This is a genomic window from Bradyrhizobium jicamae (assembly GCF_001440395.1).
In the GTDB taxonomy this organism is placed as follows: domain Bacteria; phylum Pseudomonadota; class Alphaproteobacteria; order Rhizobiales; family Xanthobacteraceae; genus Bradyrhizobium; species Bradyrhizobium jicamae.
Genome location: NZ_LLXZ01000120.1, coordinates 29,492 through 53,811, shown reverse-complemented (window position 1 = coordinate 53,811; position 24,320 = coordinate 29,492). Strand labels below are relative to the sequence as shown.

The 24,320-nt window shown below is 62.1% G+C and carries 22 protein-coding genes; 17 read left to right on the top strand and 5 right to left on the bottom strand.

The annotated features are described in order from the left end of the window. Window positions 1–278: 278 nt before the first annotated feature. The 6 genes from xoxF5 to CQ12_RS19740 all read left to right on the top strand — a co-directional run bounded on the left by xoxF5 (window position 279) and on the right by CQ12_RS19740 (window position 7,271). The gene (xoxF5, locus tag CQ12_RS19765) at window positions 279–2,084 is read left to right on the top strand and encodes a lanthanide-dependent methanol dehydrogenase XoxF5 (protein WP_057836970.1); all 1,806 of its coding nucleotides are present in this window, start codon (window positions 279–281) and stop codon (window positions 2,082–2,084) included. A gap of 108 nt (window positions 2,085–2,192) precedes the next feature. Continuing rightward, window positions 2,193–2,660: a c-type cytochrome, methanol metabolism-related gene (locus tag CQ12_RS19760; RefSeq protein WP_057836969.1), complete on the top strand. Its 468-nt coding sequence runs from the start codon at window positions 2,193–2,195 to the stop codon at window positions 2,658–2,660. A gap of 72 nt (window positions 2,661–2,732) precedes the next feature. Then, a complete protein-coding gene (locus CQ12_RS19755) occupies window positions 2,733–3,839 on the top strand; it encodes an S-(hydroxymethyl)glutathione dehydrogenase/class III alcohol dehydrogenase (RefSeq protein ID WP_057836968.1) in 1,107 nt (368 codons plus the stop codon). A gap of 34 nt (window positions 3,840–3,873) precedes the next feature. After that, complete coding sequence (gene gfa, locus CQ12_RS19750; protein ID WP_057836967.1) at window positions 3,874–4,443, top strand: S-(hydroxymethyl)glutathione synthase; 570 nt, start codon at window positions 3,874–3,876, stop codon at window positions 4,441–4,443. Between the two features lie 443 nt (window positions 4,444–4,886). Beyond that, window positions 4,887–6,071: a fumarylacetoacetate hydrolase family protein gene (locus tag CQ12_RS19745; RefSeq protein WP_057836966.1), complete on the top strand. Its 1,185-nt coding sequence runs from the start codon at window positions 4,887–4,889 to the stop codon at window positions 6,069–6,071. A gap of 30 nt (window positions 6,072–6,101) precedes the next feature. Next, the gene (locus tag CQ12_RS19740) at window positions 6,102–7,271 is read left to right on the top strand and encodes a Gfo/Idh/MocA family protein (protein ID WP_057836965.1); all 1,170 of its coding nucleotides are present in this window, start codon (window positions 6,102–6,104) and stop codon (window positions 7,269–7,271) included. 178 nt (window positions 7,272–7,449) lie between these two features. On the opposite strand, the gene CQ12_RS19735 is transcribed toward CQ12_RS19740, so the two are convergent. Next, window positions 7,450–8,760, bottom strand: a complete 1,311-nt coding sequence (locus CQ12_RS19735) for an ABC transporter substrate-binding protein (protein WP_057836964.1) — start codon at window positions 8,758–8,760, stop codon at window positions 7,450–7,452. A gap of 182 nt (window positions 8,761–8,942) precedes the next feature. Further along, entirely contained in the window at window positions 8,943–9,914 is a 972-nt protein-coding gene (locus CQ12_RS19730; protein ID WP_057837099.1) for a LysR family transcriptional regulator, read from the bottom strand. Window positions 9,915–10,065: 151 nt separating this feature from the next. Between CQ12_RS19730 and CQ12_RS19725 the strand changes: the two genes are divergently transcribed. The 7 genes from CQ12_RS19725 (at window position 10,066) to cbbX (ending at window position 18,150) form a co-directional block, all read left to right on the top strand. After that, the gene (locus tag CQ12_RS19725) at window positions 10,066–11,103 is read left to right on the top strand and encodes a class 1 fructose-bisphosphatase (RefSeq protein WP_057836963.1); all 1,038 of its coding nucleotides are present in this window, start codon (window positions 10,066–10,068) and stop codon (window positions 11,101–11,103) included. A 13-nt stretch (window positions 11,104–11,116) separates the two neighbouring features. After that, window positions 11,117–11,992, top strand: coding sequence for a phosphoribulokinase (locus tag CQ12_RS19720; protein ID WP_057837098.1), 876 nt, complete (start codon window positions 11,117–11,119; stop codon window positions 11,990–11,992). Then, window positions 11,989–14,028, top strand: a complete 2,040-nt coding sequence (tkt, locus tag CQ12_RS19715) for a transketolase (protein WP_057836962.1) — start codon at window positions 11,989–11,991, stop codon at window positions 14,026–14,028. Before CQ12_RS19720 ends, tkt begins: the two co-directional genes overlap by 4 nt. Window positions 14,029–14,065: 37 nt before the next feature. After that, window positions 14,066–15,151, top strand: coding sequence for a class II fructose-bisphosphate aldolase (gene fba, locus CQ12_RS19710; protein ID WP_057836961.1), 1,086 nt, complete (start codon window positions 14,066–14,068; stop codon window positions 15,149–15,151). 55 nt (window positions 15,152–15,206) lie between these two features. Next, the gene (locus CQ12_RS19705; protein WP_057837097.1) at window positions 15,207–16,667 is read left to right on the top strand and encodes a form I ribulose bisphosphate carboxylase large subunit; all 1,461 of its coding nucleotides are present in this window, start codon (window positions 15,207–15,209) and stop codon (window positions 16,665–16,667) included. Window positions 16,668–16,679: 12 nt separating this feature from the next. Continuing rightward, window positions 16,680–17,099, top strand: coding sequence for a ribulose bisphosphate carboxylase small subunit (locus CQ12_RS19700; RefSeq protein ID WP_057836960.1), 420 nt, complete (start codon window positions 16,680–16,682; stop codon window positions 17,097–17,099). Between the two features lie 142 nt (window positions 17,100–17,241). Continuing rightward, on the top strand, window positions 17,242–18,150 hold the full coding sequence (gene cbbX / locus CQ12_RS19695) for a CbbX protein (protein WP_430642246.1): 909 nt from the start codon (window positions 17,242–17,244) through the stop codon (window positions 18,148–18,150). Between the two features lie 33 nt (window positions 18,151–18,183). On the opposite strand, the gene CQ12_RS19690 is transcribed toward cbbX, so the two are convergent. Then, a complete protein-coding gene (locus tag CQ12_RS19690) occupies window positions 18,184–18,657 on the bottom strand; it encodes an Lrp/AsnC family transcriptional regulator (protein ID WP_057837096.1) in 474 nt (157 codons plus the stop codon). Between the two features lie 144 nt (window positions 18,658–18,801). Between CQ12_RS19690 and ald the strand changes: the two genes are divergently transcribed. Then, window positions 18,802–19,917: an alanine dehydrogenase gene (ald, locus tag CQ12_RS19685; RefSeq protein ID WP_057837095.1), complete on the top strand. Its 1,116-nt coding sequence runs from the start codon at window positions 18,802–18,804 to the stop codon at window positions 19,915–19,917. Between the two features lie 41 nt (window positions 19,918–19,958). Here the strand turns inward: ald and CQ12_RS19680 are convergent, their stop codons facing one another. Continuing rightward, window positions 19,959–20,876, bottom strand: coding sequence for a LysR substrate-binding domain-containing protein (locus CQ12_RS19680; protein ID WP_057836958.1), 918 nt, complete (start codon window positions 20,874–20,876; stop codon window positions 19,959–19,961). Between the two features lie 211 nt (window positions 20,877–21,087). On the opposite strand from CQ12_RS19680, the gene dctA reads away from it, so the two are divergent. The 3 genes from dctA to CQ12_RS19665 all read left to right on the top strand — a co-directional run bounded on the left by dctA (window position 21,088) and on the right by CQ12_RS19665 (window position 23,948). Further along, complete coding sequence (gene dctA / locus CQ12_RS19675; protein WP_057837094.1) at window positions 21,088–22,422, top strand: C4-dicarboxylate transporter DctA; 1,335 nt, start codon at window positions 21,088–21,090, stop codon at window positions 22,420–22,422. Between the two features lie 86 nt (window positions 22,423–22,508). Further along, the gene (locus CQ12_RS19670; RefSeq protein ID WP_057836957.1) at window positions 22,509–23,045 is read left to right on the top strand and encodes an ureidoglycolate lyase; all 537 of its coding nucleotides are present in this window, start codon (window positions 22,509–22,511) and stop codon (window positions 23,043–23,045) included. 39 nt (window positions 23,046–23,084) lie between these two features. Continuing rightward, the gene (locus CQ12_RS19665) at window positions 23,085–23,948 is read left to right on the top strand and encodes a bifunctional allantoicase/(S)-ureidoglycine aminohydrolase (protein WP_057836956.1); all 864 of its coding nucleotides are present in this window, start codon (window positions 23,085–23,087) and stop codon (window positions 23,946–23,948) included. A gap of 65 nt (window positions 23,949–24,013) precedes the next feature. Here the strand turns inward: CQ12_RS19665 and CQ12_RS19660 are convergent, their stop codons facing one another. Next, on the bottom strand, window positions 24,014–24,277 hold the full coding sequence (locus CQ12_RS19660; protein ID WP_057836955.1) for a hypothetical protein: 264 nt from the start codon (window positions 24,275–24,277) through the stop codon (window positions 24,014–24,016). Between the last annotated feature and the right edge of the window lie 43 nt (window positions 24,278–24,320).

Sequence of the window (24,320 nt, the reverse complement as noted above, 5' to 3'; positions counted from 1 at the left end):
ACTTAGTTTCGGCGGCGTCAAGGAAAACATCGGCGCGGCGTGGCGCGAGGCGAACGTGGGAACATGCCCACGCAAATGATGCTTCGCAGCATTTTCGACGGAGCCGGACCATCGCATCGGACCAAAACTAAAAAGTTTTCGAGTTTTCGCTATTGAGCAAACGCGTTTCGCTCTTGGGCAAGTTTCCTATTTCAGGACGGGATACGAATGGGGACCAAGATGGAAGAAATGGGCCGCTTCGGCGGAACCCAAAAACTCGTATCTGGGAGGAATCAACTATGCGCAAGGTGCTATCCGCGACTTGTCTTGGCGCCATGACGGCATTCGCCGTCGGCGGCGCTTACGCCAACGATGAACTAATCAAGATGTCGCAGAACCCAAAGGACTGGGTGCAGCCGGCCGGCGACTACGCCAATACACGCTACTCGAAACTCAACCAGATCAACGCATCCAATGTCGGCAAGCTCCAGGTCGCCTGGACCTTCTCGACCGGCGTGCTGCGCGGCCACGAAGGCGGGCCGCTTGTTATCGGCAACATCATGTACGTCCATACGCCGTTCCCGAACAAGGTCTATGCTCTTGACCTATCGCAGGACAACAAGATCGTCTGGAAGTACGAACCGAAGCAGGATCCGAACGTCATCCCGGTGATTTGCTGCGACACCGTCAATCGCGGCGTGGCCTATGGCGACGGCAAGATCTTCCTGCATCAGGCCGACACTACTCTGGTCGCACTCGATGCCAAGACCGGACAGGTCGCGTGGAGCGTGAAGAATGGCGATCCCGGCAAGGGCGCCACCGGCACGTCCTCGCCGCTGGTCGTCAAGGACAAGGTCCTGATCGGCATTTCCGGCGGCGAATTTGGCGTGCAGTGTCACGTCACGGCCTACGACCTCAAGAGCGGCAAGCAGGTATGGCGCGCCTTCTCGGAGGGACCGGATGATCAGATCCTGGTCGATCCCGAGAAGACGACGGACCTTGGAAAGCCGGTCGGAAAGGATTCGAGCATCAAGACCTGGCAGGGCGATCAATGGAAGATCGGCGGCGGCTGCACATGGGGCTGGCTGTCCTATGATCCCAGTCTGAACCTCGTCTATTACGGCTCGGGCAATCCCTCGACCTGGAATCCCAAACAGCGTCCGGGCGACAACAAGTGGTCGATGACCGTGTTCGCCCGCAACGCAGATACGGGCATGGCGCGCTGGGTCTATCAGATGACGCCCCATGACGAGTGGGACTATGACGGCGTCAACGAAATGATCCTCAGCGACCAGAGCATTAACGGCCAGGAGCGCAAGCTGCTGACGCATTTCGACCGCAACGGCTTGGCCTACACCATGGACCGTGCAACCGGCGAACTGCTTGTCGCCGAGAAGTACGATCCCAAGGTGAACTGGACCACCGGCGTCGACATGAACAAGAGCTCGCCGACTTATGGTCGTCCCAAGGTCGTCGATCAGTATTCGACGGAGAAGGGCGGCGAGGACAAGAACACGAAGGGCATCTGTCCGGCAGCGCTCGGCACCAAGGACCAGCAGCCGGCAGCCTATTCGCCCGATACGCAGCTGTTCTATGTCCCGACCAACCACGTCTGCATGGACTATGAGCCGTTCAAGGTGAGCTACACCGCGGGCCAGCCCTATGTCGGCGCGACGCTCTCGATGTATCCGCCCCAGGGCGAAAGCCATATGGGCAACTTCATCGCCTGGGACAACAAGACCGGCAAGATCGTCTGGTCGAACAAGGAGCAGTTCTCGGTGTGGTCGGGAGCGCTCGCGACGGCCGGCGGCGTGGTGTTCTACGGAACGCTCGAAGGCTATCTGAAGGCAGTCGATGCCAAGACCGGCAAGGAACTTTACAAGTTCAAGACCCCGTCCGGCATCATCGGCAACGTCAACACCTATGAGCAGGGCGGCAGGCAGTATGTGGCCGTGCTGTCCGGCGTCGGCGGCTGGGCGGGTATCGGCCTTGCTGCAGGTCTGACCGATCCGACTGCGGGCCTCGGTGCGGTCGGTGGCTATGCCGCGCTGAGCAACTACACCGCACTCGGCGGCACGCTCACGGTGTTCGCGCTGCCGCAGTAAAGCAGAACCATCTCCTCCGGCGCGTGGTTCGCTCCACGCGCCGGCTGGTCTGCATCTGATATCGAGGATGAGCTCTTGCGTAAAATCTGGTTGATTGCGGCCACTGTCATGCTGGTGGCGCAGGGAACGACTGCCTTCGCTGCGGACGATGCCACCGCGGTCAAGTCTGAGGACGGTAAGTACTACGACAAGGATGGAAACCCGACCTACAAAGTCGGCGCCGACGGCACGGTCGATTGGTACACCTACTCCGGATACCGTCGTTATCATTCCGAATGCCATGTCTGCCATGGCCCCGACGGAATGGGATCGACCTACGCGCCGGCGTTGCAGGATTCGCTGAGGACGATGAACTACGGCGACTTCGTCAGCGTCGTCGCGAGTGGCCGCAAGAACGGCAACTCCGTCATGCCGGCGCTCGGCGACAATCCGAATGTCGCCTGCTACATGGACGATCTCTATGTGTATCTGCGTGCCCGTGCCCATGACGCTGTCGGGCGCGTCCGGCCCGCCAAGAAGGAAGACAAGCCCGAGGCGTACACCGAGACGGAAAAGTCCTGCATGGGAGGCAAATGATCATGCCGAGCGTGCGAGGAATATGTCCTGATACTCCGTGCAGCGACTTGAAGAACCAATGTGGAGTTTAGAATGAAGACCCGCGCTGCTGTCGCATTCGAAGCCAAGAAGCCGCTTGAAATCGTCGAAGTCGACCTTGAAGGCCCGAAGGCCGGTGAAGTTCTCGTCGAGATCAAGGCGACTGGAATCTGCCACACCGATGCCTACACGCTCGATGGATTCGACAGCGAAGGAATCTTTCCTTCGATCCTCGGTCATGAGGGCGCCGGCATCGTCCGCGAAGTCGGACCGGGCGTAACATCGGTCAAGGCCGGCGATCACGTGATCCCGCTTTACACGCCGGAATGCCGCCAGTGCAAAAGCTGCCTGAGCGGCAAGACCAATCTTTGCACCGCCATCCGCGCTACCCAGGGCAAGGGGCTGATGCCGGATGGCACCTCGCGCTTCAGCCATAAGGGCAAACCGATCTTCCATTACATGGGCTGCTCGACGTTCTCGAACTTTACCGTACTGCCGGAAATCGCAGTGGCGAAGATCCGCGAGGACGCGCCGTTCGACAAGAGTTGCTACATCGGTTGCGGGGTGACGACGGGCGTTGGTGCCGTGGTGAACACCGCCAAGGTCACGCCGGGCGCCAACGTCGTCGTTTTCGGACTCGGCGGCATCGGCCTCAATGTTATCCAGGGCGCGAAGATGGTGGGTGCCGACAAGATCGTCGGCGTCGACATCAACGATGCCAAGGAGGATTGGGGCCGCCGCTTCGGCATGACGCATTTCGTCAATCCGACCAAGGTCAGCGACATCGTCCAGCATCTGGTCGGGCTCACCGATGGCGGCGCCGATTACACCTTCGATTGCACCGGCAACACCAACGTGATGCGGCAGGCGCTCGAAGCATGCCATCGCGGTTGGGGCGTCTCGGTCGTGATCGGTGTTGCGGAGTCCGGCAAGGAAATCGCTACCCGGCCGTTCCAGCTCGTGACTGGCCGTGTCTGGAAGGGAACGGCCTTTGGCGGCGCGCGTGGCCGCACGGACGTGCCGAAGATTGTCGACTGGTACATGAACGGAAAGATCGAAATCGATCCGATGATTACGCACGTACTCAAGCTGGAGGAGATCAACCAGGGATTCGATCTCATGCACCAGGGCAAGTCGATCCGTTCGGTTGTCGTGTTCTGAATAGCGGAACTTCAAACACAAGGAGGATAGGCCCATGACTGTTCATATCCACCCATCGGTAGACGGCGGCGTAAAACAGGGGACCGGCAGTTTTGCCGGGGGCACCCTTGTCTGCAAGTGCTCGGATAAGCCGGTCAAGGTCGCCATCAAGGGCGACGTCGCCCACAATCACGCCTGCGGTTGCACCAAATGCTGGAAGCCCTCAGGCGCGATCTTCTCTGTCGTCGCCGTCGTTCCGCGCGACAATGTGAAAGTGACCGAGAATGGCGACAAGCTGCAAATCGTCGACTCTGCAGCAGTGATCCAGCGCTACGCCTGCAAGGCCTGCGGCACACATATGTACGGCCGGATCGAAAATACGGGGCATCCCTTCTACGGCCTCGACTTCATTCATCCTGAGCTGTTCCAGGAAAGCGGATCGGCGGCTCCGGGCTTCGCGGCGTTCGTGTCGTCCGTTCTGGAGTCCGGTGTCCAGCCGGGCGAGATGGCTGGAATCAGGGCCCGGCTGAAGGAGCTCGGACTGGAGCCCTATGACTGCCTGTCGCCGCCTTTGATGGATGCGATCGCGAGCCATGTGGCAAAGTCCAAGGCCAAGGCGGCCTAGACAAGGCGAAGCGGGCACTGGCCCGATCTTGCGAGATACCGACCTTGCGCTGATGGCGATCGCCGTCAGCGCAGATCACCGCCACGTTGTGGTGCCGCACCCTGGTTGAGGCCGCGGAGTGAAGGCCTGCCGGCCGGAGAGGTCATGCAGCCATCCCGGGCCCGCGGCGTTCCGGCGCGACCGAGCCGCATGTAATTCCCCGACATCGAATCTCCTTGCCGTCGTTATTCAACCATCATGCGCCAGGGCAGATTGACCATGCGTGCAATCGGCCGCATTTGACCAATCGTCTGATTTTGCATGCTGCCGCGCGATGAGCCTGTCCCCGAGGCCGCGGTGCTGACGTCAACCCCTCCCTGAAGGTGTTGACCCATCGAGCGGTTTCCCTTCTATGGACGGTGCTGCTCTGACCGCACAGACGCCCCTTACGAGGACCTCCCACGATGACTATCGCCACCGACGCCGCTTTCATTCTGCCCGACGATTTTGCCGGCGCCGCGCTGATGGGGCGGATCTGGCGTCCCGACCTTGCCGGGCCATCGGTGGTCGCGATTCGTCAGGATGGCGTGTTCGACATCACCGACGAATTTCCCACCGCCAGCCAGCTTGCCGCCGCTGCCGATCCGGCCGGGGCGCTGCGTACCGCGCGCGGCGAGCGGATCGGCTCGCTACAGGATCTCCTGAACAATACGCCGCCGGATACCCGCGACCCAGCCAGGCCATGGCTGCTGGCCCCGATCGACCTGCAGGTGATCAAGGCCGCCGGCGTCACCTTCGCCGTCTCGATGCTGGAGCGGGTGATCGAGGAGCGGGCGCGCGGCAATCCGGATTCGGCGGAGGCGATTCGGGCCGAGGTGACGCGGATCGTCGGCACCGATCTGTCGCAATTGAAGCCGGGTTCGGCCGAAGCGCAGCACGTGAAGGACGTCCTGGTTTCCCAAAATGCCTGGAGCCAATATCTCGAAGTCGGCATCGGGCCGGACGCCGAGGTGTTCACCAAGTCGCCCGTGCTGTCGGCGGTGGGCACTTGCGTGGATGCGGGCCTGCATCCGAAATCGACCTGGAACAATCCGGAGCCGGAGGTCGTGCTGGTGGTGGCGAACGACGGCCGCATCGTCGGCGCCACGCTCGGCAACGATGTCAATCTGCGCGACTTCGAGGGACGCTCGGCGCTGCTGCTGTCCAAGGCCAAGGACAACAACGCATCCTGCGCCATCGGGCCGTTCGTGCGGTTCTTCGACGCGGGCTTCACGCTCGACGACGTCAGGAAGATGGATATCTCGCTGGAAGTGAAGGGGCCGGAAGGTTTTGTCCTGCATGGTGCATCCTCGCTGACAAAGATCAGCCGCGACCCGGCGGATATCGTCGGGCAGACCATCAACGAGAACCATCAATATCCCGACGGTTTTGTGCTTTTCCTCGGCACCATGTTCGCGCCGATCCAGGATCGGTTTGCGAAGGGGCAGGGGTTCACCCACGTGGAAGGCGATCTGGTGACGGTCGCCACGCCGAAACTCGGCCGGCTGACCAACCGGATGCGCCACAGCGGTGATTGCGAACCCTGGCGTTTCGGCCTGACCGAGCTCTTCGCTGCGTTGATGCGCCGGAAGACCAGCCGAAGCAACTAACCTCAAGCCGTACCCGGAGGCATTCCGCAGATGGCGAAAATCAGGATCGGCCTGGCCGGCTGCGGTTTCGTGTCCGAGTTGCACATGCATGCCTACCGCCGCGTTTACGGCGTGAATGTCGAAGTCCGGGCCGTTGCGGCGAGGGGCGATCACGTCGTCGAGTTTGCCCATCGTCACCAGATTCCGGCGGTTTATCGCAGCTTTCGCGACCTGATCGCCGATGCTGATCTCGACGTCATCGACATCTGCACGCCGCCCAATCTGCACACCTCGATGATCGTGGACGCGATGCAGGCCGGCAAGCATGTCATCTGTGAAAAGCCGTTCGCCGGCTATTTCGGCCGGGATGGCGACAAGGCGCCGATCGGCAAGCATGTGCCGAAGGCGTCGATGTATGAGCGCGTGCTGGAGGAAATGGAAAAGACCCGTGCGGCGATCAACAAGACCGGCAAGCTCTTCATGTATGCCGAGGACTGGATCTACGCGCCGGCGGTGGCCAAGACCGTGGAGATCCTGAAAGCCACCAAAGACAAGATCCTGTTCATGAAGGGGGAGGAGAGCCATTCCGGCTCGCATGCCGCGCACGCCGCGCAATGGGCGATGACCGGCGGCGGCTCGCTGATCCGCATGGGATGCCATCCGCTGTCGGCGGTGCTCTATCTCAAGCAGGTCGAGGCGAAGGCGCGCGGCGAGACGATCGGCGTTGCCAGCGTGACCTGTGATGTCGGCAATGTGACGGCGTGCCTGCGCCCGGACGAACGTTCCGTGCTCAAGGCCAACCCCGTCGATGTCGAGGACTGGGGCGTGCTCACGGCCACCTTCTCGGACGGCACCAAGGCCACGGTGTTTTCCGGCGACATGATCCTCGGTGGCGTCCGCAACCTGATCGAGACCTACACCAGCAGCGGCTCGCTGTTTGCCAACATCACGCCGAATACGCACATGATGAGCTATCAGACCAGCGAGGAGAAGCTCGCCAACGTCTATATTACCGAGAAGGTCGACCGGAAGACCGGCTGGCAAAACATTTGCCTTGAAGAGGAATGGACGCGCGGCTATACGCAGGAAATCCAGGATTTCATGGAATGCGTCGCCACCGGCCGCCAGCCGCTCTCGGATCTGACGCTGGCCTTCGAGACCATCAAGGTCAACTACGCCGGCTATTGGGCGGCGGAGGAGGGGCGGCGCGTGACGCTTTAACGGCAATCTCCCTTCTCCCCTTGTGGGAGAAGGTGGCGCGCGTAGCGCGCCGGATGAGGGGTTCTATCCGCGGGCTCAACTGCGAGGAGATTCGTCCGCGGAGAGAACCCCTCACCCGGCTTCGATGCGAAGCATCGAAGCCACCCTCTCCCACAAGGGGAGAGGGTGAAAGATCGCCCTATGCCGCATACACCGACGATTTCGGCAGCGGGAATACCGGGTCCTGCGTCCTGATATTGGTCGGCCAGACCACTGAAATATGCTCGCCGGCATTTTGCATCACGACCGGGGTCGAGCGCTCGTTTTGGCCGGAGAGCGGCGTGCCGGGGCGAAAGAACTTCACACCATAGCCCTGGATGGTACCGCCCGGCGGGATATCGACATCGAGCGCCGCCTTGCGAATGGCTTCGGGATCGAAGCCGCCATACTTCTCCTTGGCGATGGGCAGGACGCTATTGAGCAGGATCCAGGTCTGGTTGAAGCCCATCGAGCAGTGCGGCGGAACATCGGTCGCGTTGGTCTTCTCCTTGTAGCGCGCGATCATCACCTTGGTGAGATCGCCGATCCCTGGAGCGAGTTTCGAGGCGTCGAGCAATTGTGCCGGCACCGGATCGATATTGCAGAAATTGTCGATGTCGGCGCCGAACGTGGCCCGCAACTTGTCGAGCTGGCTGTAGCCCGCGCCGGCGCCGAACAGCATCTTGAACTTGAGGCCGTTCTCGCGCGCCTGGCGCAGGAACAGGGTGATATCAGGGTTGTATCCCGCGTGGGAGATGACGTCGGCCCTGGCGCGCTTGATCTTGGTCACCAGCACCGAGAGGTCAGGGGCGGAGGCGGAATAGCCTTCCTTGAGCACGACCTGCAGGCCGGCTTCCTTCGCATAGGCCTCATCGGCGGCGGCGACGCCGACCCCATAAGGACCATCCTCGTGGATCAGCGCGACCTTGACGTCCTTGGGCTCCATGCCGAGCTTCGCCTTGGCGTGCTCGGTGATGAAGCCCGCAAAGGCCTGGCCATACTGGTCGGAATGAATCTGCGCGCGGAAGACGTATTGCAGGTTCTTGTCCTTGAACACGGCGGTCGACACCGCGGTGGTGATCCAGAGGATCTTTTTCTGCTGTTCGACCTTGGCCGCGAGCGGCACCGCGTGCGAACTCGCGTAGACGCCGTTGATGATGTCGATCTTTTCCTGGTCGATCAGGCGATTGGCCTCATTGATCGCGACATCGGGCTTGCTCTGGGAGTCGGCAGCGATAGGGGCGACCTTGTACTTGCCGCCGATGCCGCCCTTTTCGTTGACGAGGTCGATGGCGATCTGCGCGCCGATCGAGGAGGCGACCGAGCCGCCCGCGGCAAAGGGACCGGTCAGGTCGTAGATCAGGCCGATGCGTACCGTTTCGGCTTGCGCTTGTGCGCGGGTCCAATCGAAGGTGAAGGCGGCGGCGGCAGCCGCAGAAGTCTTCAGCAGTGTTCTGCGTGAAGTCGGCATCGTGTCCTCCCTTTTTATCTGTTTTATCCGTCGCCGGGTCAGCTTGTCTGCGCTGTTTGGCCAAGTATTTGGAGAAGAGGGCAGGATGTCAACCTGTCGGCGATTGCTCCTTGATCTGGTGGCGTGCCGGGATGGCGGCACTCAGACTTTCGTCTCATCATTCGGGATGCATCGCACCATCGTCACCGGCGTTTCCCGCGCGCCGATGTCCGGGTCAGCCTGATCCGGCCCTGGGTTCGTGGCAGGAATTGCGCGCCGCGGGCACTGAGGAATTCCAGCATGGCGCGCGCCGGCGGCAGCAGGATCTTGTCCTTGCGGGACAAAGCGAACCATTGCCGGACAATGGGAAGGCCGACCACATCCAGCGTGACCAGCCGTCGCTCGTCGAGTTCGGTGGCGACCGTATGCGCGGAAATAAACGCAATGCCCAGCCCGGCGATCACCGCCTGCTTGATCGTCTCATTGCTGCTCATCGCCATGCCGATGTTCGGGCGAATGCCTGCCGTCTCGAACAATTGCTCCATCAGGCCGCGCGTGCCCGAGCCGGGCTCGCGCGTCAGGAACGTCTCATTGGCGAGATCGCTCGGCGCGATGCGAGACTTTCTCGCCAGGCGATGGCTGGTCGGCGCGATGATGACATGCGGATGATCGCCAATCGGATGGACGTCCATCTCGATGTCGGCCGGAGGCCGGCCCATGATCGCGAAATCGAGATCGTAGCCGCGTAACGCCGTGCCGATTTCCTGGCGGTTTCCGATCGAGAGCGTGACATCGATGTTCGGATGCCGTTTCGAGAATCCGGAGATCATGAACGGCACGAAATATTTCGCGGTGCTGACCGCGCCTATCGAGATCCGCCCCGCCGTTTTGCCTGCGATCATCTCCAGCGAGGTCGCGCAATCCGCAATCGCCGCTTCGATGCGCTCCGAGAGAGCGAGCACCTCGCGTCCAGCGTCGGTCAGCAGCATGCCGTCATTGGTGCGCTGGATCAGCGGCACGCCTGCAATCTCCTGCAAATTGCGGATCTGCAGCGTGACCGCCGGCTGCGTCAGGTGCAGCCGCTTGGCCGCCGCGGTAACCGATCGATCGCTGTGAACGGCCGCCAGCGCGCGCAACTGGCGAATGGTCAATTCCCGCGGAAACCTGTTTGCCATGGGTCCGTCCAACATAAGAAAAACTTTGGCAAAGCCAAAGATAAGAAAATTTCACTAATTTTGCAAACTGGGTTGTTGTTAGTGCGCGGGGTGCGGATGGGCACGACGCTTTGCAATCGCCCCGAAAGCGGGCGCCAAACGGGGAACGGCCATGGGCGCACGCGTGACCTTGTGCTCACATCTTGATCAGACGGGGTCGGAGACGCCGGCCGGGCCGGCCGTGTCCACCGTGATTGAAGCGATCGCCGCTGCAGCGATCGGCCTTGCCGATCTCATTGCCGATGGACCACTGGCGGGCATTACCGGCAGGACCGACGGCGTCAATTCCGACGGCGACGTTCAGAAGGATATCGATCTCGCCGCCGACGCGATGATGCGCGCGGCATTGCGCAAGTCGCCGGTCGCCGCCGTCCTGTCAGAGGAATCGGAACTGCCGGAAGTGTTCGATGCCGGGGCGTCGCTCTGCGTCGCGATCGATCCGCTCGACGGCTCTGCCAACCTCGAAAACAACATCTCCGTCGGAACCATCTTCTCGATCCGCTCGCGCGGCAACGACATCGTCTCCACCTTCTTCGAACCCGGCACGGCGCAGTGCGCGGCCGGCTTCGTGGTCTACGGCCCGCAAACGACGCTGGTGCTGGCGTTCGACGAGCGCGTCGACATCTTCATTCTGGACCGGCGTGCGAGGGAATTCCTGCTGATCGCGCGCCGCGTCAGGATCGCGCCCGACACGCCCGAATTCGCCATCAACGCCTCGAACCGCCGGCACTGGTACGGACCGGTGCGCACCTACATCGACGAGTGCCTGGCCGGCACCAATGGCGGCCGTGCTGCCGATTTCAACATGCGCTGGATCGGCTCGCTGGTCGCGGAGTCGCTTCGCATTCTCGTTCGCGGCGGCGTGTTCCTGTACCCGGCGGATGCGCGCCCGGCCTACCGCGAGGGACGTCTCCGCCTGCTTTACGAGGCGCATCCGATGGCGCTGGTGATGGAGTGGGCGGGCGGCGCCGCGACCACCGGCCGCCGGCGCATCCTCGAATTGTCGGCGAAAACGCCGCACCAGCGGGTGCCGCTGATCATGGGATCGATGCGCGGCGTTCGCGACATCACCGCCATTCATGAAGGCACCCAACCGATGTTTGACAACAGCGATGCGCCGCTATTCGCACGGCGTGGCCTGTTTCGCTGATTGGGAAAAACAGATGTCGCGCAGCTATCCCATCATATCGATCACAGGATCATCCGGCGCCGGTACAACCTCGGTGAAGAAGACGTTCGAAAACATCTTCCGCCGCGAGAACGTCGCCGCTGCCTATGTCGAGGGCGACGCCTTCCACCGCTACAACCGCTATGAGATGCGCACGAAAATGGCCGAGGAGGCCGAGCGCGGCAACAAGCATTTCAGCCATTTCAGCCCGGAAACCAACCTGTTCGAGGAACTGGAGAAGCTGTTCCGCGACTACGGCGAGTCCGGGACCGGCACCACGCGGCACTATGTCCATGATGACGAGGAAGCACGACTGTACGGCGCCAAGCCTGGCACGTTCACCGAATGGACGGCGCTACCGGAAAATTCCGATCTGTTGTTCTACGAAGGCCTGCATGGCGCTGTCGTGACCGACAAGGTCAACATCGCGCAACATGCCGACCTCAAGATCGGCGTCGTTCCCGTCATCAATCTGGAATGGATCCAGAAGCTGCATCGCGACCGCCGCGACCGCGGCTACACGGCGGAAGCGGTCACCGACACCATCCTGCGGCGGATGCCTGATTACGTGAACTACATCTGTCCGCAGTTCACCGAGACCGACATCAATTTCCAGCGGGTGCCGACGGTCGATACGTCGAATCCCTTCATCGCGCGCTGGATACCGACGCCGGACGAATCGATGGTGGTGATCCGCCTGAAGAATCCGCGCGGCATCGATTTCCCCTATCTGCTGTCGATGATCCCAAACAGCTTCATGTCGCGCGCCAACTCGATCGTGATCCATGGCTCGAAACTCGATCTCGCCATGCAGCTCATCCTCACCCCGCTGATCCTGCAACTGATGGAACGTAAGAGGCGCATGATATGACCGATCTAGCTCTATCCCGCATTGCCAACGATGCGACTGTTTCGCATGCGGAAATGGCGAACGCGATCCGCTTCCTGGCCATCGACGCCGTCGAGCAGGCGAAGTCGGGTCATCCGGGTATGCCGATGGGCATGGCTGACGTCGCCACCGTGCTGTTCTCGCGCTTCCTCAAATTCGATGCCGCCGATCCGGCGTGGCCGGATCGCGACCGGTTCGTGCTGTCGGCCGGTCATGGCTCGATGCTCTTGTATGCGCTGCTGCATCTGACCGGCTATGAGGGGGTGACGGCGGACGAACTGAAGGCGTTCAGGCAATGGGGATCGAAAACCCCGGGCCATCCCGAGTACGGACATACGCCCGGCGTCGAGACCACCACGGGCCCGCTGGGGCAGGGGATTGCTACGGCGGTCGGCATGGCGCTGGCGGAGCGCCTTATGAACGCACGCTTCGGCGATGATCTCGTCGATCACTATACTTACGTGATCGCCGGTGACGGCTGTCTGATGGAGGGCCTCAGCCACGAAGCGATTTCGCTGGCGGGGCATCTCAGGCTCAGCCGCTTGATCGTGCTCTACGACGACAACGAGATTTCGATCGACGGCTCCACGTCGTTGTCATGCTCGGATGACCAGCTTGCGCGCTTCAAGGCGTCCGGCTGGTCGGCGGTCCGGATCGATGGCCATGACCCCGAGGCGATTGCGGCCGCGATCCGCCGCGCGCGGCGGAGCGACCGGCCATCCCTGATCGCTTGCCGCACCGTGATCGGTTTCGGCGCGCCGAACCGGCAGGGCACCGAGAAGGCGCATGGCGCGCCGCTCGGAGCCGATGAAGTCGGGAAGACCCGCAGCGCGTTGAACTGGCCGCATGCGCCATTTGAGGTGCCGGAAGCCGTCCTCGATGCCTGGCGCGAAATCGGGGCGCAGGGACATGCCTCCCGGCGCGCCTGGGTCGAGCGGAGCAGGCGCGTCAATTCGGCGGGACGCTCGCCGTTTCACGATGCGCTGAACCGGAATTTGCCCTGCAGCTATGCCTTGCTCATGGCGCAGTTACGGGAACAGTTCGGCAGCGAACGGCCTGACATCGCCACCCGGCAAGCCTCACAACTGGTGATCGACGTGATCGCTGAAGCGCTGCCGAATCTCCTCGGTGGCTCGGCCGATCTCACCCATTCGAACCTGACGCGGGCCAAGACGCAGCGGCCGGTACGGTCTGACGCGCTCGAAGGCAGCTATATCCATTACGGCATCCGCGAGCATGCGATGGCCGCTGCGATGAACGGCATTGCGCTGCATGGCGGCTTTATCCCTTATGGCGGCACGTTTCTCAGCTTCGCCGATTACAGCCGCCCGGCGATCAGGCTGGCGGCGCTGATGGGCATCCGCGTCATCCACGTCATGACGCACGACTCGATCGGCCTGGGCGAGGACGGTCCGACGCATCAGCCGGTCGAGCATCTGGCGTCGCTGCGGGCCATTCCGAACTTGCTGGTGTTTCGCCCCGGCGACGCCGTCGAGACCGCAGAGGCGTGGGATTGCGCGCTGCGGCAGCTCAGCGCGCCGTCCGTGCTGTGCCTGTCGCGGCAAGCGGTCCCGACGTTCCGGGAAGAAGCTGGCGAAACCAATCTGGTCGCGTTCGGCGCTTACGTCGTCGTTGAACCGGAGGCCGGCCGCGATGTCACGTTGATCGCAACGGGCTCCGAAGTATCGATCGCGCTCGAGGCGGCACGGTTGCTCGAGAAAGACAATGTCCGCGCCGCGGTGGTCTCGGCGCCGTGCTTCGAGCTGTTTCGCAAGCAGTCCCGCGAATATCGGACCGCCGTTCTGGGTCGCGTTCCCCGGGTCGGTCTCGAGGCCGCGGTCGAAGGCGACTGGGCGCGATGGCTTGGCGATGGCGGCGAATTCGTCGGCATGACCGGCTTTGGAGCATCCGCGCCGGCCGAGACGCTCTACCGCGAGTTCGGCATCACGCCGGAGGCGGTTGCAACCGCCGCCATGCGTTGCCTGGCGCGAACCCGAATGACGGCGACCTACGCATGACGCTGAACGTAACGCCGAACCAGAGAAGGAGCCGCCGATGGCCAGAATCACATTGAGGCAATTGCTGGATCATGCCGCCGAGCATGGCTACGGCGTGCCGGCGTTCAACATCAACAATATGGAGCAGGGGCTCGCGATCATGGAAGCGGCGGCGGCCGCCGATGCGCCCGTGATCATCCAGGCCTCGCGCGGCGCACGCTCCTATGCCAATGACATCATGCTGTCGAGGATGATCGACGCGCTGGAGGAGATGCATCCGCAGATCCCGATCTGCCTGCATCAGGACCATGGCAACGAGGAGTCGACCTGCGCCACCGCGCTTCAGCACGGCTTCACCTCCGTGATGATGGACGGTTCGCTGAAAGCGGACGCCAAGACCGCGGCGGATTACGACTACAATGTCGACATCACCCGCCGCGTCGTCGAACTGGCGCACTGGATCGGCGCCTCGGTGGAGGGTGAGCTTGGCGTGCTCGGATCGCTCGAACATGGCGGCGGCGAGCAGGAGGATGGCCACGGCGTCGAAGGCGAGGTCAGCCACGATCAATTGCTGACCGATCCGGATCAGGCGGTCGATTTCGTTCGCGCCACCAAGGTCGATGCGCTGGCGATCGCGATGGGCACCTCGCACGGCGCGTACAAGTTCTCGCGCAAGCCGGACGGCGACATTCTTGCCATGCGGGTGGTGGAGGAGATCCATCGGCGGCTGCCCAACACGCATCTGGTGATGCATGGTTCGTCCTCGGTGCCGCAGCCGCTGCAGGACGCATTCAACGCCTTCGGAGGCGAGATGCCACAGACCTGGGGCGTGCCGGTCGAAGAGATCGTCCGCGGCATCAGGCACGGCGTGCGCAAGGTCAATATCGATACCGACTGCCGGCTGGCGATGACGGCGGCGTTCCGCAAGGTCGCAACGCAAAGCAAAAGCGAATTCGATCCGCGAAAATTCCTCAAGCCAGCGATGGATGCGCTGCGCGACCTTTGCCGCGATCGGTTCGAACAATTCGGCACGGCAGGCCACGCCTCGCAAATCAAGGTCATTCCACTGGCCGAGATGGCCCGGCGCTATCGCTCGGGCGTGCTCGATCCACGGATCGGAGGGATGGCCGATGCCGCAGAATGACCTGACGACGCGTTCCATCCCGACCAGTTGCCGCACACCAGCCAAGGAGGCCGATATGAACATGCACTCGATGACTATTCGCGGCAAGGATCGCTACAAGTCCGGCGTCCTCGAATACAAGAAGATGGGCTATTGGGAGCCCGACTACGAGCCGAAGGACACCGACATCATCGCGCTGTTCCGCGTCACGCCGCAGGACGGGGTTGATCCGATCGAGGCATCGGCGGCGGTGGCCGGTGAATCCTCGACCGCGACCTGGACGGTGGTGTGGACCGACCGCCTGACCGCAGCGGAGAAGTATCGCGCAAAGTGCTACCGCGTCGATCCCGTGCCGAATGCGCCGGGGCAGTATTTTGCCTACATCGCCTACGACCTCGACCTGTTCGAGCCCGGATCGATCGCCAATCTGTCGGCCTCGATCATCGGCAACGTGTTCGGCTTTAAGCCGCTCAAGGCGCTGCGGCTGGAGGACATGCGGCTGCCGGTGGCCTACGTCAAGACATTTCAGGGGCCGGCGACCGGCATCGTCGTCGAGCGCGAGCGCATGGACAAGTTCGGCCGTCCGCTGCTGGGCGCCACGGTGAAGCCGAAACTCGGCCTCTCGGGCCGCAACTATGGACGCGTGGTCTACGAGGCGCTGAAGGGCGGGCTCGACTTCACCAAGGATGACGAGAACATCAACTCGCAGCCCTTCATGCATTGGCGCGAGCGGTTCCTATATTGCATGGAGGCCGTCAACAAGGCGCAGGCCGCGTCCGGCGAGATCAAGGGCACTTATCTCAACGTCACCGCCGGCACCATGGAGGACATGTACGAGCGCGCCGAGTTCGCCAAGGAGCTCGGATCGGTCATCATCATGATCGATCTCGTGATCGGCTACACCGCGATCCAGTCGATGGCGAAATGGGCGCGCCGCAACGACATGATCCTGCATCTGCACCGGGCAGGGCATTCCACCTATACGCGGCAGCGCAGCCACGGCGTCTCGTTCCGTGTCATCGCGAAATGGATGCGGCTTGCGGGTGTCGATCACATTCATGCCGGCACGGTGGTCGGCAAGCTGGAAGGCGATCCAGCGACCACGCGCGGCTACTACGACATCTGCCGCGAGGACTACAACCCGACGCGGCTCGAACATGGCGTGTTCTTCGACCAGCATTGGGCAAGTCTCAACAAGATGATGCCAGTGGCGTCGGGCGGCATTCATGCCGGCCAGATGCACCAGTTGCTCGACCATCTCGGCGAGGACGTGGTGTTGCAGTTCGGCGGCGGCACCATCGGCCACCCGATGGGCATCCAGGCGGGCGCTACTGCCAACCGGGTGGCGCTGGAAGCGATGATCCTCGCCCGCAACGAGGGCCGGGACTACGTGCACGAGGGGCCCGAGATTCTCGCCAAGGCGGCGGCGACCTGTACGCCGCTGAAGGCGGCACTCGAGGTCTGGAAGGACGTTACCTTCAACTACGAATCGACAGACATGCCGGACTATGTGCCGACCGCCAGCGTCGCGATGTAAGGAGAAAAGATCATGCGTATCACTCAAGGCTGCTTTTCGTTTCTGCCTGATCTCACCGACGAGCAGATCACGCGGCAGGTGCAGTATTGCCTCGGCAAGGGATGGGCGGTGAACATCGAGTTCACCGACGATCCGCACCCGCGCAACAACTTTTGGGAGATGTGGGGCCTGCCGATGTTCGACCTGCCGGATGCCGCGGGTGTGCTGATGGAGCTCAACGAATGCCGGAAGGTCTATGGCGACCGCTATATCCGGATGTCGGCATACGATTCCACCCATGGCTGGGAGTCGCTGCGGCTGTCGTTCATCGTCAACCGGCCGAAGGATGAACCTGGCTTCCGCCTTGAGCGCCATGAAGTAGCCGGCCGCAACATCCGCTACACGACGACATCCTATGCTGCCGATCGTCCGGAGGGCCGGCGCTACGGTTGAACAACTCCTCGGGCCGGCGAACGAGTTCTCCCTGATCGTTGCTGCGTTCGCCCGGCTAACTGCTCCGTCGCTGGGCAAGCGGCGACGGAGTTTTTTGTTTCCCCGAATACGCGCGAGGCGCGTTGAGGTTCGGCAGATGGATATGGATGTGCCAACAATCACGGACAGGGTAAACCTTCGCGAGGAACTCGCCGCTGTCGGCATCGAGGAGATCCTGACGCAGCTCGATCGCGAGCTGATCGGCCTGAAGCCGGTCAAGACGCGCATCCGCGAAATCGCGTCGCTGTTGCTGATCGAGCGCATCCGCAAGCGCATGGGGCTGACCTCGGAAGCACCGACGCTGCACATGTCGTTCACCGGGAATCCCGGCACGGGAAAGACCACGGTGGCGCTGCGGATCGCCGATATCCTGCACCGGCTCGGCTATGTCCGCCGCGGCCAGGTGGTGTCGGTGACGCGTGACGAACTGGTCGGGCAATATATCGGCCACACAGCGCCGAAGACCAAGGAGATCCTGAAGAAGGCGATGGGCGGTGTGCTTTTCATCGACGAGGCCTATTATCTGTATCGGCCGGACAACGAGCGCGACTACGGCCAGGAAGCGATCGAGATCCTGCTGCAGGTGATGGAATCGCAGCGTGACGATCTGGTGGTGATCCTCGCCGGCTACGGCGACCGTATGGACAAGTTCTTCGCCAGCAATCCCGGCTTCCGGTCACGCATCGCACACCACATCGACTTTCCCGATTACTCCGACGATGAGCTGATCGACATCGCGGAACTGATGCTGCGGGAGATGAACTACACGTTCACGCCGGAGGCGCGGACGGAGTTCGTTCGCTACATTGCATTGCGCAAGAACCAGCCGTTGTTCTCCAACGCGCGCTCGATCCGCAACGCCCTGGATCGCCTGCGGCTCCGCCAGGCCAATCGTCTCATCGCCGATCTCGACCATGTCCTGACGGTGGACGACATCAGGTCGATTGAGGCCGCGGACGTGCTGGCGAGTCGCGTGTTCGGGAAGGGAGGAAAATCCGCCGAAGCGAATTAGCGTGCGCCTGATAGACGACTACGATCAATGAAGCTAACGCTGTAACGCCGTTTCAGGGATTGCCCTGCGAACCACTTCGCGCATCGCAAAGCTCGAATGGATGCGTGCGACGCCGGGCATTCGCGAAAGATGCTGCTTGTGGATCCGCTCGAAGTCCGCAATGTCGCGCGCGATCACCTGCAGATGATAGTCATCGCTGCCCGACATCAGGTGGCAGGACACCACGTCGGGACAACGGGCAATCGCTGCTTCGAATGCGGCGAGATATTCCTCGCTCTGTTTTTCCAGCGTGATGGTGACGACCACCGTCGTGACGAGTCCGAGCGCAGTCGGTTCGAGGTCGGCCCGATAGCCGCGAATGATCCCGGTTTCCTCGAGCTGACGAATGCGACGCGCACAGGCGGTCGGCGACAGCCCGACCTTTTCGGCGAGTTCGATCTGGCTCGCCCTGGCATCGGAGAGCAATTCAGCCAAAATCCGAAGGTCAATGCGATCCAGCCCGTTCACGCCGCTATTCGCCAATAATTATCGTCTGGGCGCAGAATATCTGCGTAATACGTTCGCGGCAAGCCGCCATTCGCAGAGAACCGTTGCGTGTTCAAGCGTAGCTTTCTGGTATCGGACAATAGCCTCCAGTGCAGGAGCAAGGCGATGCGGATCGGTGTGCCCAGGGAAATCAAGGTCGAGGAATATCGCGTCGGTCTGACGCCGGCGTCGGTGCGGGAATATGTGGCGCAAGGGCACGACGTAATCGTCGAGCAGGGTGCCGGGCTCGGCATTGGCGCCGGCGATGACATCTACCGTTCGGCCGGCGCAGCGATCGTGGACACGGCCGCCGAGATCTTCGCGACCGCCGACATGGTGGTCAAGGTCAAGGAACCGCAGCCGACGGAATGGCGCCAGCTTCGCGAGAACCAGATCCTCTTCACCTATCTGCACCTTGCGCCTGATGCCGCGCAGACCAAGGGGCTTCTCGCATCGGGCTGCACTGCGGTCGCCTACGAGACGGTGACGGATGCCCATGGCGGGCTTCCGCTGCTGGCGCCGATGAGCGAGGTGGCGGGACGGCTGGCGATCGAGGCGGCAGGCGCCGCCTTGCGAAAATCGGCTGATGGCATGGGCAAGCTGATCGGCGGGGTACCCGGCGTCGCGCCGAGCAGGATCGCCGTGATCGGCGGTGGCGTGGTCGGGACGCATGCTGCGCGGATGGCCGCAGGTCTCGGTGCCGACATCGTCATCCTTGACCGCTCGCTGCCGCGGCTTCGCGTCCTTGACGAGATGTTCCTCGGTCGCGTTCGCACGCGCTACGCGACGCAGGATGCGATCGAGGAGGAGGCGATCGGCGCTGACGTCGTCATTGGCGCCGTGCTGGTGCCGGGCGCCAGCGCGCCGAAACTCGTCTCCCGCGCGCATCTCGCCCGCATGAAGCGCCGCGCCGTGCTGGTCGATGTCGCGATCGACCAGGGGGGCTGCTTCGAGACGTCGCGGCCGACAACCCATCAGGCGCCAACCTATCTGGTCGACGAGATCGTGCATTATTGCGTCGCCAACATGCCTGGCGCCGTGCCTGTCACGTCGAGCCACGCGCTCAACAATGCCACGCTGCCGTTCGGGCTTGCGCTGGCGGGGAAGGGTATCCGCGCCCTGATCGAAGATCCGCATCTGCGCGCCGGGCTCAATGTGCATCGCGGGCAGATCGCCAACCGTGCGGTCGCCGACAGCCAGAATTTGCCCGCGGCGGCGCCCGAGAAAATTCTCGCGGCGTGAAGCTCGCCGGCAGACAGGTGAGGTCCCCACCGGGCCGACCATCAGCTGCTGGCAGTGGCCCCGTTGCCTGCATTTCGTTTCCGACCGAGAAAACGACGGGCCAGCTTGATGAAGTTGTGTACGACCATCGACGTCTCGTCTTTTCTGAACACGAGAAAGACATCAGCGGAGGGCGGAGAAGGCCTGATTGGCCGGAATACTATTTCGTCGGTCGTGAAGCGGGCAATTGATTGTGGGACTAGGGCTACTCCGAAGCCTGCGGCGATCAAACTGGGGACCGACTGTGCATCGATGACCTGCTGGGAAACCCGCGGCAGGAAGCCGGCGTCGACACAGCATTTCTGGATGTAGCGCGCAAACTGAGAGCTTTCGGGCTGCAGGACAATCTGATCCTCCGACGCAAGGTCGCCGAGGGCGATGCGCTTGCGCCGCGCCAGTGGATGCGTCTTTTGCATCGCAACCACAACCTCTTCCGACCACGCAAGCTCGCTGCGGAGCTGATGCTCGGTCGGGATGCTGCGATTCAGGCTGATGTTTGTCGTGCGATTGAGGAGAGCCGCGATCTGCAGGGCCGGCGCTTGTTCATGCACCGTCATCTTGACCGAAGGCGCATCCTTTCGATACGCCGCGAGCAGGTCGGCCAAACGTCCGCGCAGGATGGAGCCGGTTGCTCCGATGTCGAGAGTCCCGACCAGGCCTGCGCCGATAGAATGAACCTCGTCCTCGGCCAGTTTGATCTGCTGTTGAATGGCGAGCGCCCGCGCCAGGAGCGCTTCTCCGGCCTGGGTCAACTCGACCTTGCGACTGGTTCTGTAGAGGAGCTGTGTTCCCAACGCCGCTTCGAGCGACTGGATGTGCTGGCTGAGGGGAGGTTGCGAAAGATTCAATCGTCGCGCCGCGGCAGTGAAACTGCGCTCCTCGGCCACCGCAATGAAGTACCGGAGCTGGCGGAGATCCATAGGATTTTCCTCTCGATCGTGTCGTTCTATATATTGGACACTTGGTACGGCATGGTCAACGAATGGCTTGGTGCGCGACCGGGACGAACGTCCGGCGGGCAATCATCCGTTTCGAAGCGACGTCAGCGTCGCGATTAAAGAAAAAGTGGCGGCCGGCCGCAGGTCGACGAAGCCACATCAAATGGAAACACCGACCGAGCGAGGGAACGCCGTGCCAAGGTTATTCAAGTCACTCTTCTTCCAGGTCATCATAGCGCTGGCGCTGGGTATTGCGCTTGGCATGGCTCACCCGGATGTCGCTCTTCAGATGAAACCGCTGGGCGACGGCTTCATTAAGCTCATCAAGATGCTGGTCCCGGTGATCGTGTTTTGCGTTGTCGTGCACGGGATCGCCGCCGCAGGAGATCTGTCGAAGGTTGGGCGGGTCGGGGTGCGCGCGCTGATATACTTTGAGGTCATTACGACGATTGCGTTGGTGCTCGGCATTGCGCTCGCCTATTACTTCCAGCCCGGTACCGGAATGAATATCGATCCGAAGACGCTGGATGCAAAAGCGTTGAGCGGCTTCAGTCAGACGGCGGCCCAGGTCGCCGGCGGCGGCGTCTCGGAATTCCTGATGAAGCTCATTCCCTCGACGGTGGTCGGGGCCTTCACGACCGGCGACATCCTGCAGGTGCTGATCGTCTCGATCATGTTCGGCTGTGCGGCCTCACTGTGTGGCGAGCGGGCCAAGCCGGTGACGGATTTTATCGGGCGCGTGAGTGACATCGTCTTCAAGATGATGAATTTCGTCGTCAGGTTGGCGCCGCTCGGCGTGTTCGGGGCGATCGCATTTACCGTCGGCAAATACGGCATCGGCTCGCTCAAGCAGCTCGGCGGGCTCGTCGCCCTGTTCTATGTGGCCGTGGTCGTCTTTGTCGTCGTCGTGCTGGGCGCGGTCATGCGCGTTTCCGGCTTCAGCCTGTTCAAACTGCTCCGCTACTTGCGCGAGGAGATGACGATCGTTCTCGGCACGGCGGCCGGAGACAGCGTGCTTCCGCAGACCATGCGCAAGCTCGAGCTTCTTGGCATCAAACCGTCGACTGTCGGATTGGTAATCCCGACGGGATATTCGTTCAATCTGGATGCCTTCTCTATCTACCTGACGCTGGCCGCGGTGTTCATTGCGCAGGCGACCAATACGCCGCTGGCCACGGGTGATCTTCTGGCAATTCTCGGCGTTGCCCTCCTGACTTCGAAGGGCGCTCACGGCGTTCCCGGCTCGGCCATCGTCGTGCTTGCCGCCACCCTCGCGGCCATCCCGACCATTCCGGCCATCGGACTGGTGCTGATCCTGTCGGTCGACTGGTTCATCGGCATTGCGCGTGCGTTGGGCAACTATATCGGGAACTGCGTTGCCACGATCGCCGTGGCCTCCTGGGAAGGCGACATCGATCGGGAGAAGGCGCATCGGGTCCTGAACGGGCAGGTTGATCCTGTGAGTGCGGAAGCAGCGATCGATCCGGTGGGGCTGGACACACCGGGAGCGCAGCCGCAGGCGATCTGATATCAGGCGCAAGGCGTCCGGTATCGGTAGACCAAGCGGCCGATCCGGACGTCTCGCCATGCTCGAAGTTGATCGGAGTTTGAACGATGCTGACGCTTTCGGTGGCACCTTTGACAAAGGCGGGGTTCGCGCCTTTCGGTGAGGTCGTCGAGACGGAAGATGCGACGCCGAAACTGATCAACGAAGGGTTTGCCAGACGCTACGACGACCTGGCGAAAATTGACGTCGCCTCGGCAGGCGGAGAGGTCAATATCAGTCTGTTCATTGGCACGGTGAGACCGGCACCAATCGTCATCAAGATGATGGAGCGCCATCCGCTCGGGAGTCAGCTTTTCGTCCCGTTGAACGAAATGCCCTGGCTGGTGGTCGTTTGCGCAGATCCGGGTATCCCGTCGACCTACCGGGCGTTTGCTGCGTCAGGACAGCAGGGCGTGAACTACGCGCGAAACTGCTGGCATCATCCGCTGCTTGTCACTGCGGACGCCAGTCCGTTCGTTGTCGTCGATCGAAAGGGTGCGGGCAGCAACCTCGAGGAAAAGTGGCTTGAAGAACCAGACTGGCTACGCATCGCGTTCGATGGTGCTTCAGCAACGCACCCGGGCATCACGGCGAAGCCGGGCTAGTCTTTCGATGAACAAGAACCGTCTTTAAGAGGCCACGAAATGCCATCTCGAACCTATCACGTCCCAACCGGCGGGCACCCAGCCCAGACGGAGCTCCTGACCGGTCGCGCGGTTTTTACGGACGCATACGCGGTGATACCCAGGGGCGTCATACGTGACATTGTTACAAGCTATCTTCCGCACTGGAACGATACGCGCGTTTGGGTGCTCGCCCGACCGCTATCCGGTTTCGCCGAAACGTTCTCCCACTATCTTGTCGACGTAGCGCCGGGCGGCGGAAGCGAAGCGCCGGAGCCCGATACGGAAGCGCAGGGGGCGCTGTTCGTGGTTGGCGGCAAGTTGGCCTTGAGGCTCAACGGGACGGAACACGTGTTGCGGCCCGGCGGCTTTGCGTATCTTCCGCCCGGGTGCCGCTGGAGCGTGCAGAACCGCAGCCCCGAAGCGGCGCAATTTCACTGGATCCGGAAGCTGTATCAGCGCGTGTCCGGGATCGCGGCGCCGGAATCCATTGTGACAAACGAAGATTCCATCACGCCAACACCAATGCCTCATACGGATGGAAGATGGGCCACGACACGCTTCGTCGATCCATCAGACATCCGGCACGACATGCACATCACCATCGTCACTTTCGAGCCGGGCGCGTCGATTCCGTTTGCTGAGACCCACGTCATGGAGCACGGTCTTTACGTTCTTGAGGGCAAGGCCGTTTACCGGCTCAATCAAGACTGGGTCGAGGTCGAGGCCGGGGACTATATGTGGCTCCGCGCCTTTTGCCCCCAGGCGTGTTACGCCGGCGGGCCCGGGCGGTTCCGTTACCTGCTCTACAAGGACGTGAACCGGCACATGGATTTGCGAGCCCTGAGGCCGGCGGCCGCTTCTGCAATCGGACTTGTCGGGTGACCTGACGATTCAGTGTCAGCGAAGACAGACGTTGCGATAGGGACGACCACGTCAAACAGGCTGCGCTACTTGCCCTTGGTGTCGACCTTGTACTTTTCGTCCTCGTTCATTTTCTTCACCACGGGATCGCGGCTGGCTTCGCCGGTGGTCTGGGTTGTTGTAGCCGGCGGGCTCTCGTTCGGCAGGGAGGTTTGCCCCGGCGGTGTCGTCGCCGGCCGCGTGGCGGTGGCGCTCGGCGGCGACGTCGTTTGAGCGATCACCGCCTGAGCATTCAGTAGAAGCGCGCCCGACAGCAAGCATACCGCGAGCGCCGTTGAGTTGGGTTTCATCGGCCTGAACTCCTCTCAGACCAATGAAAACGGCCCGTTCGAT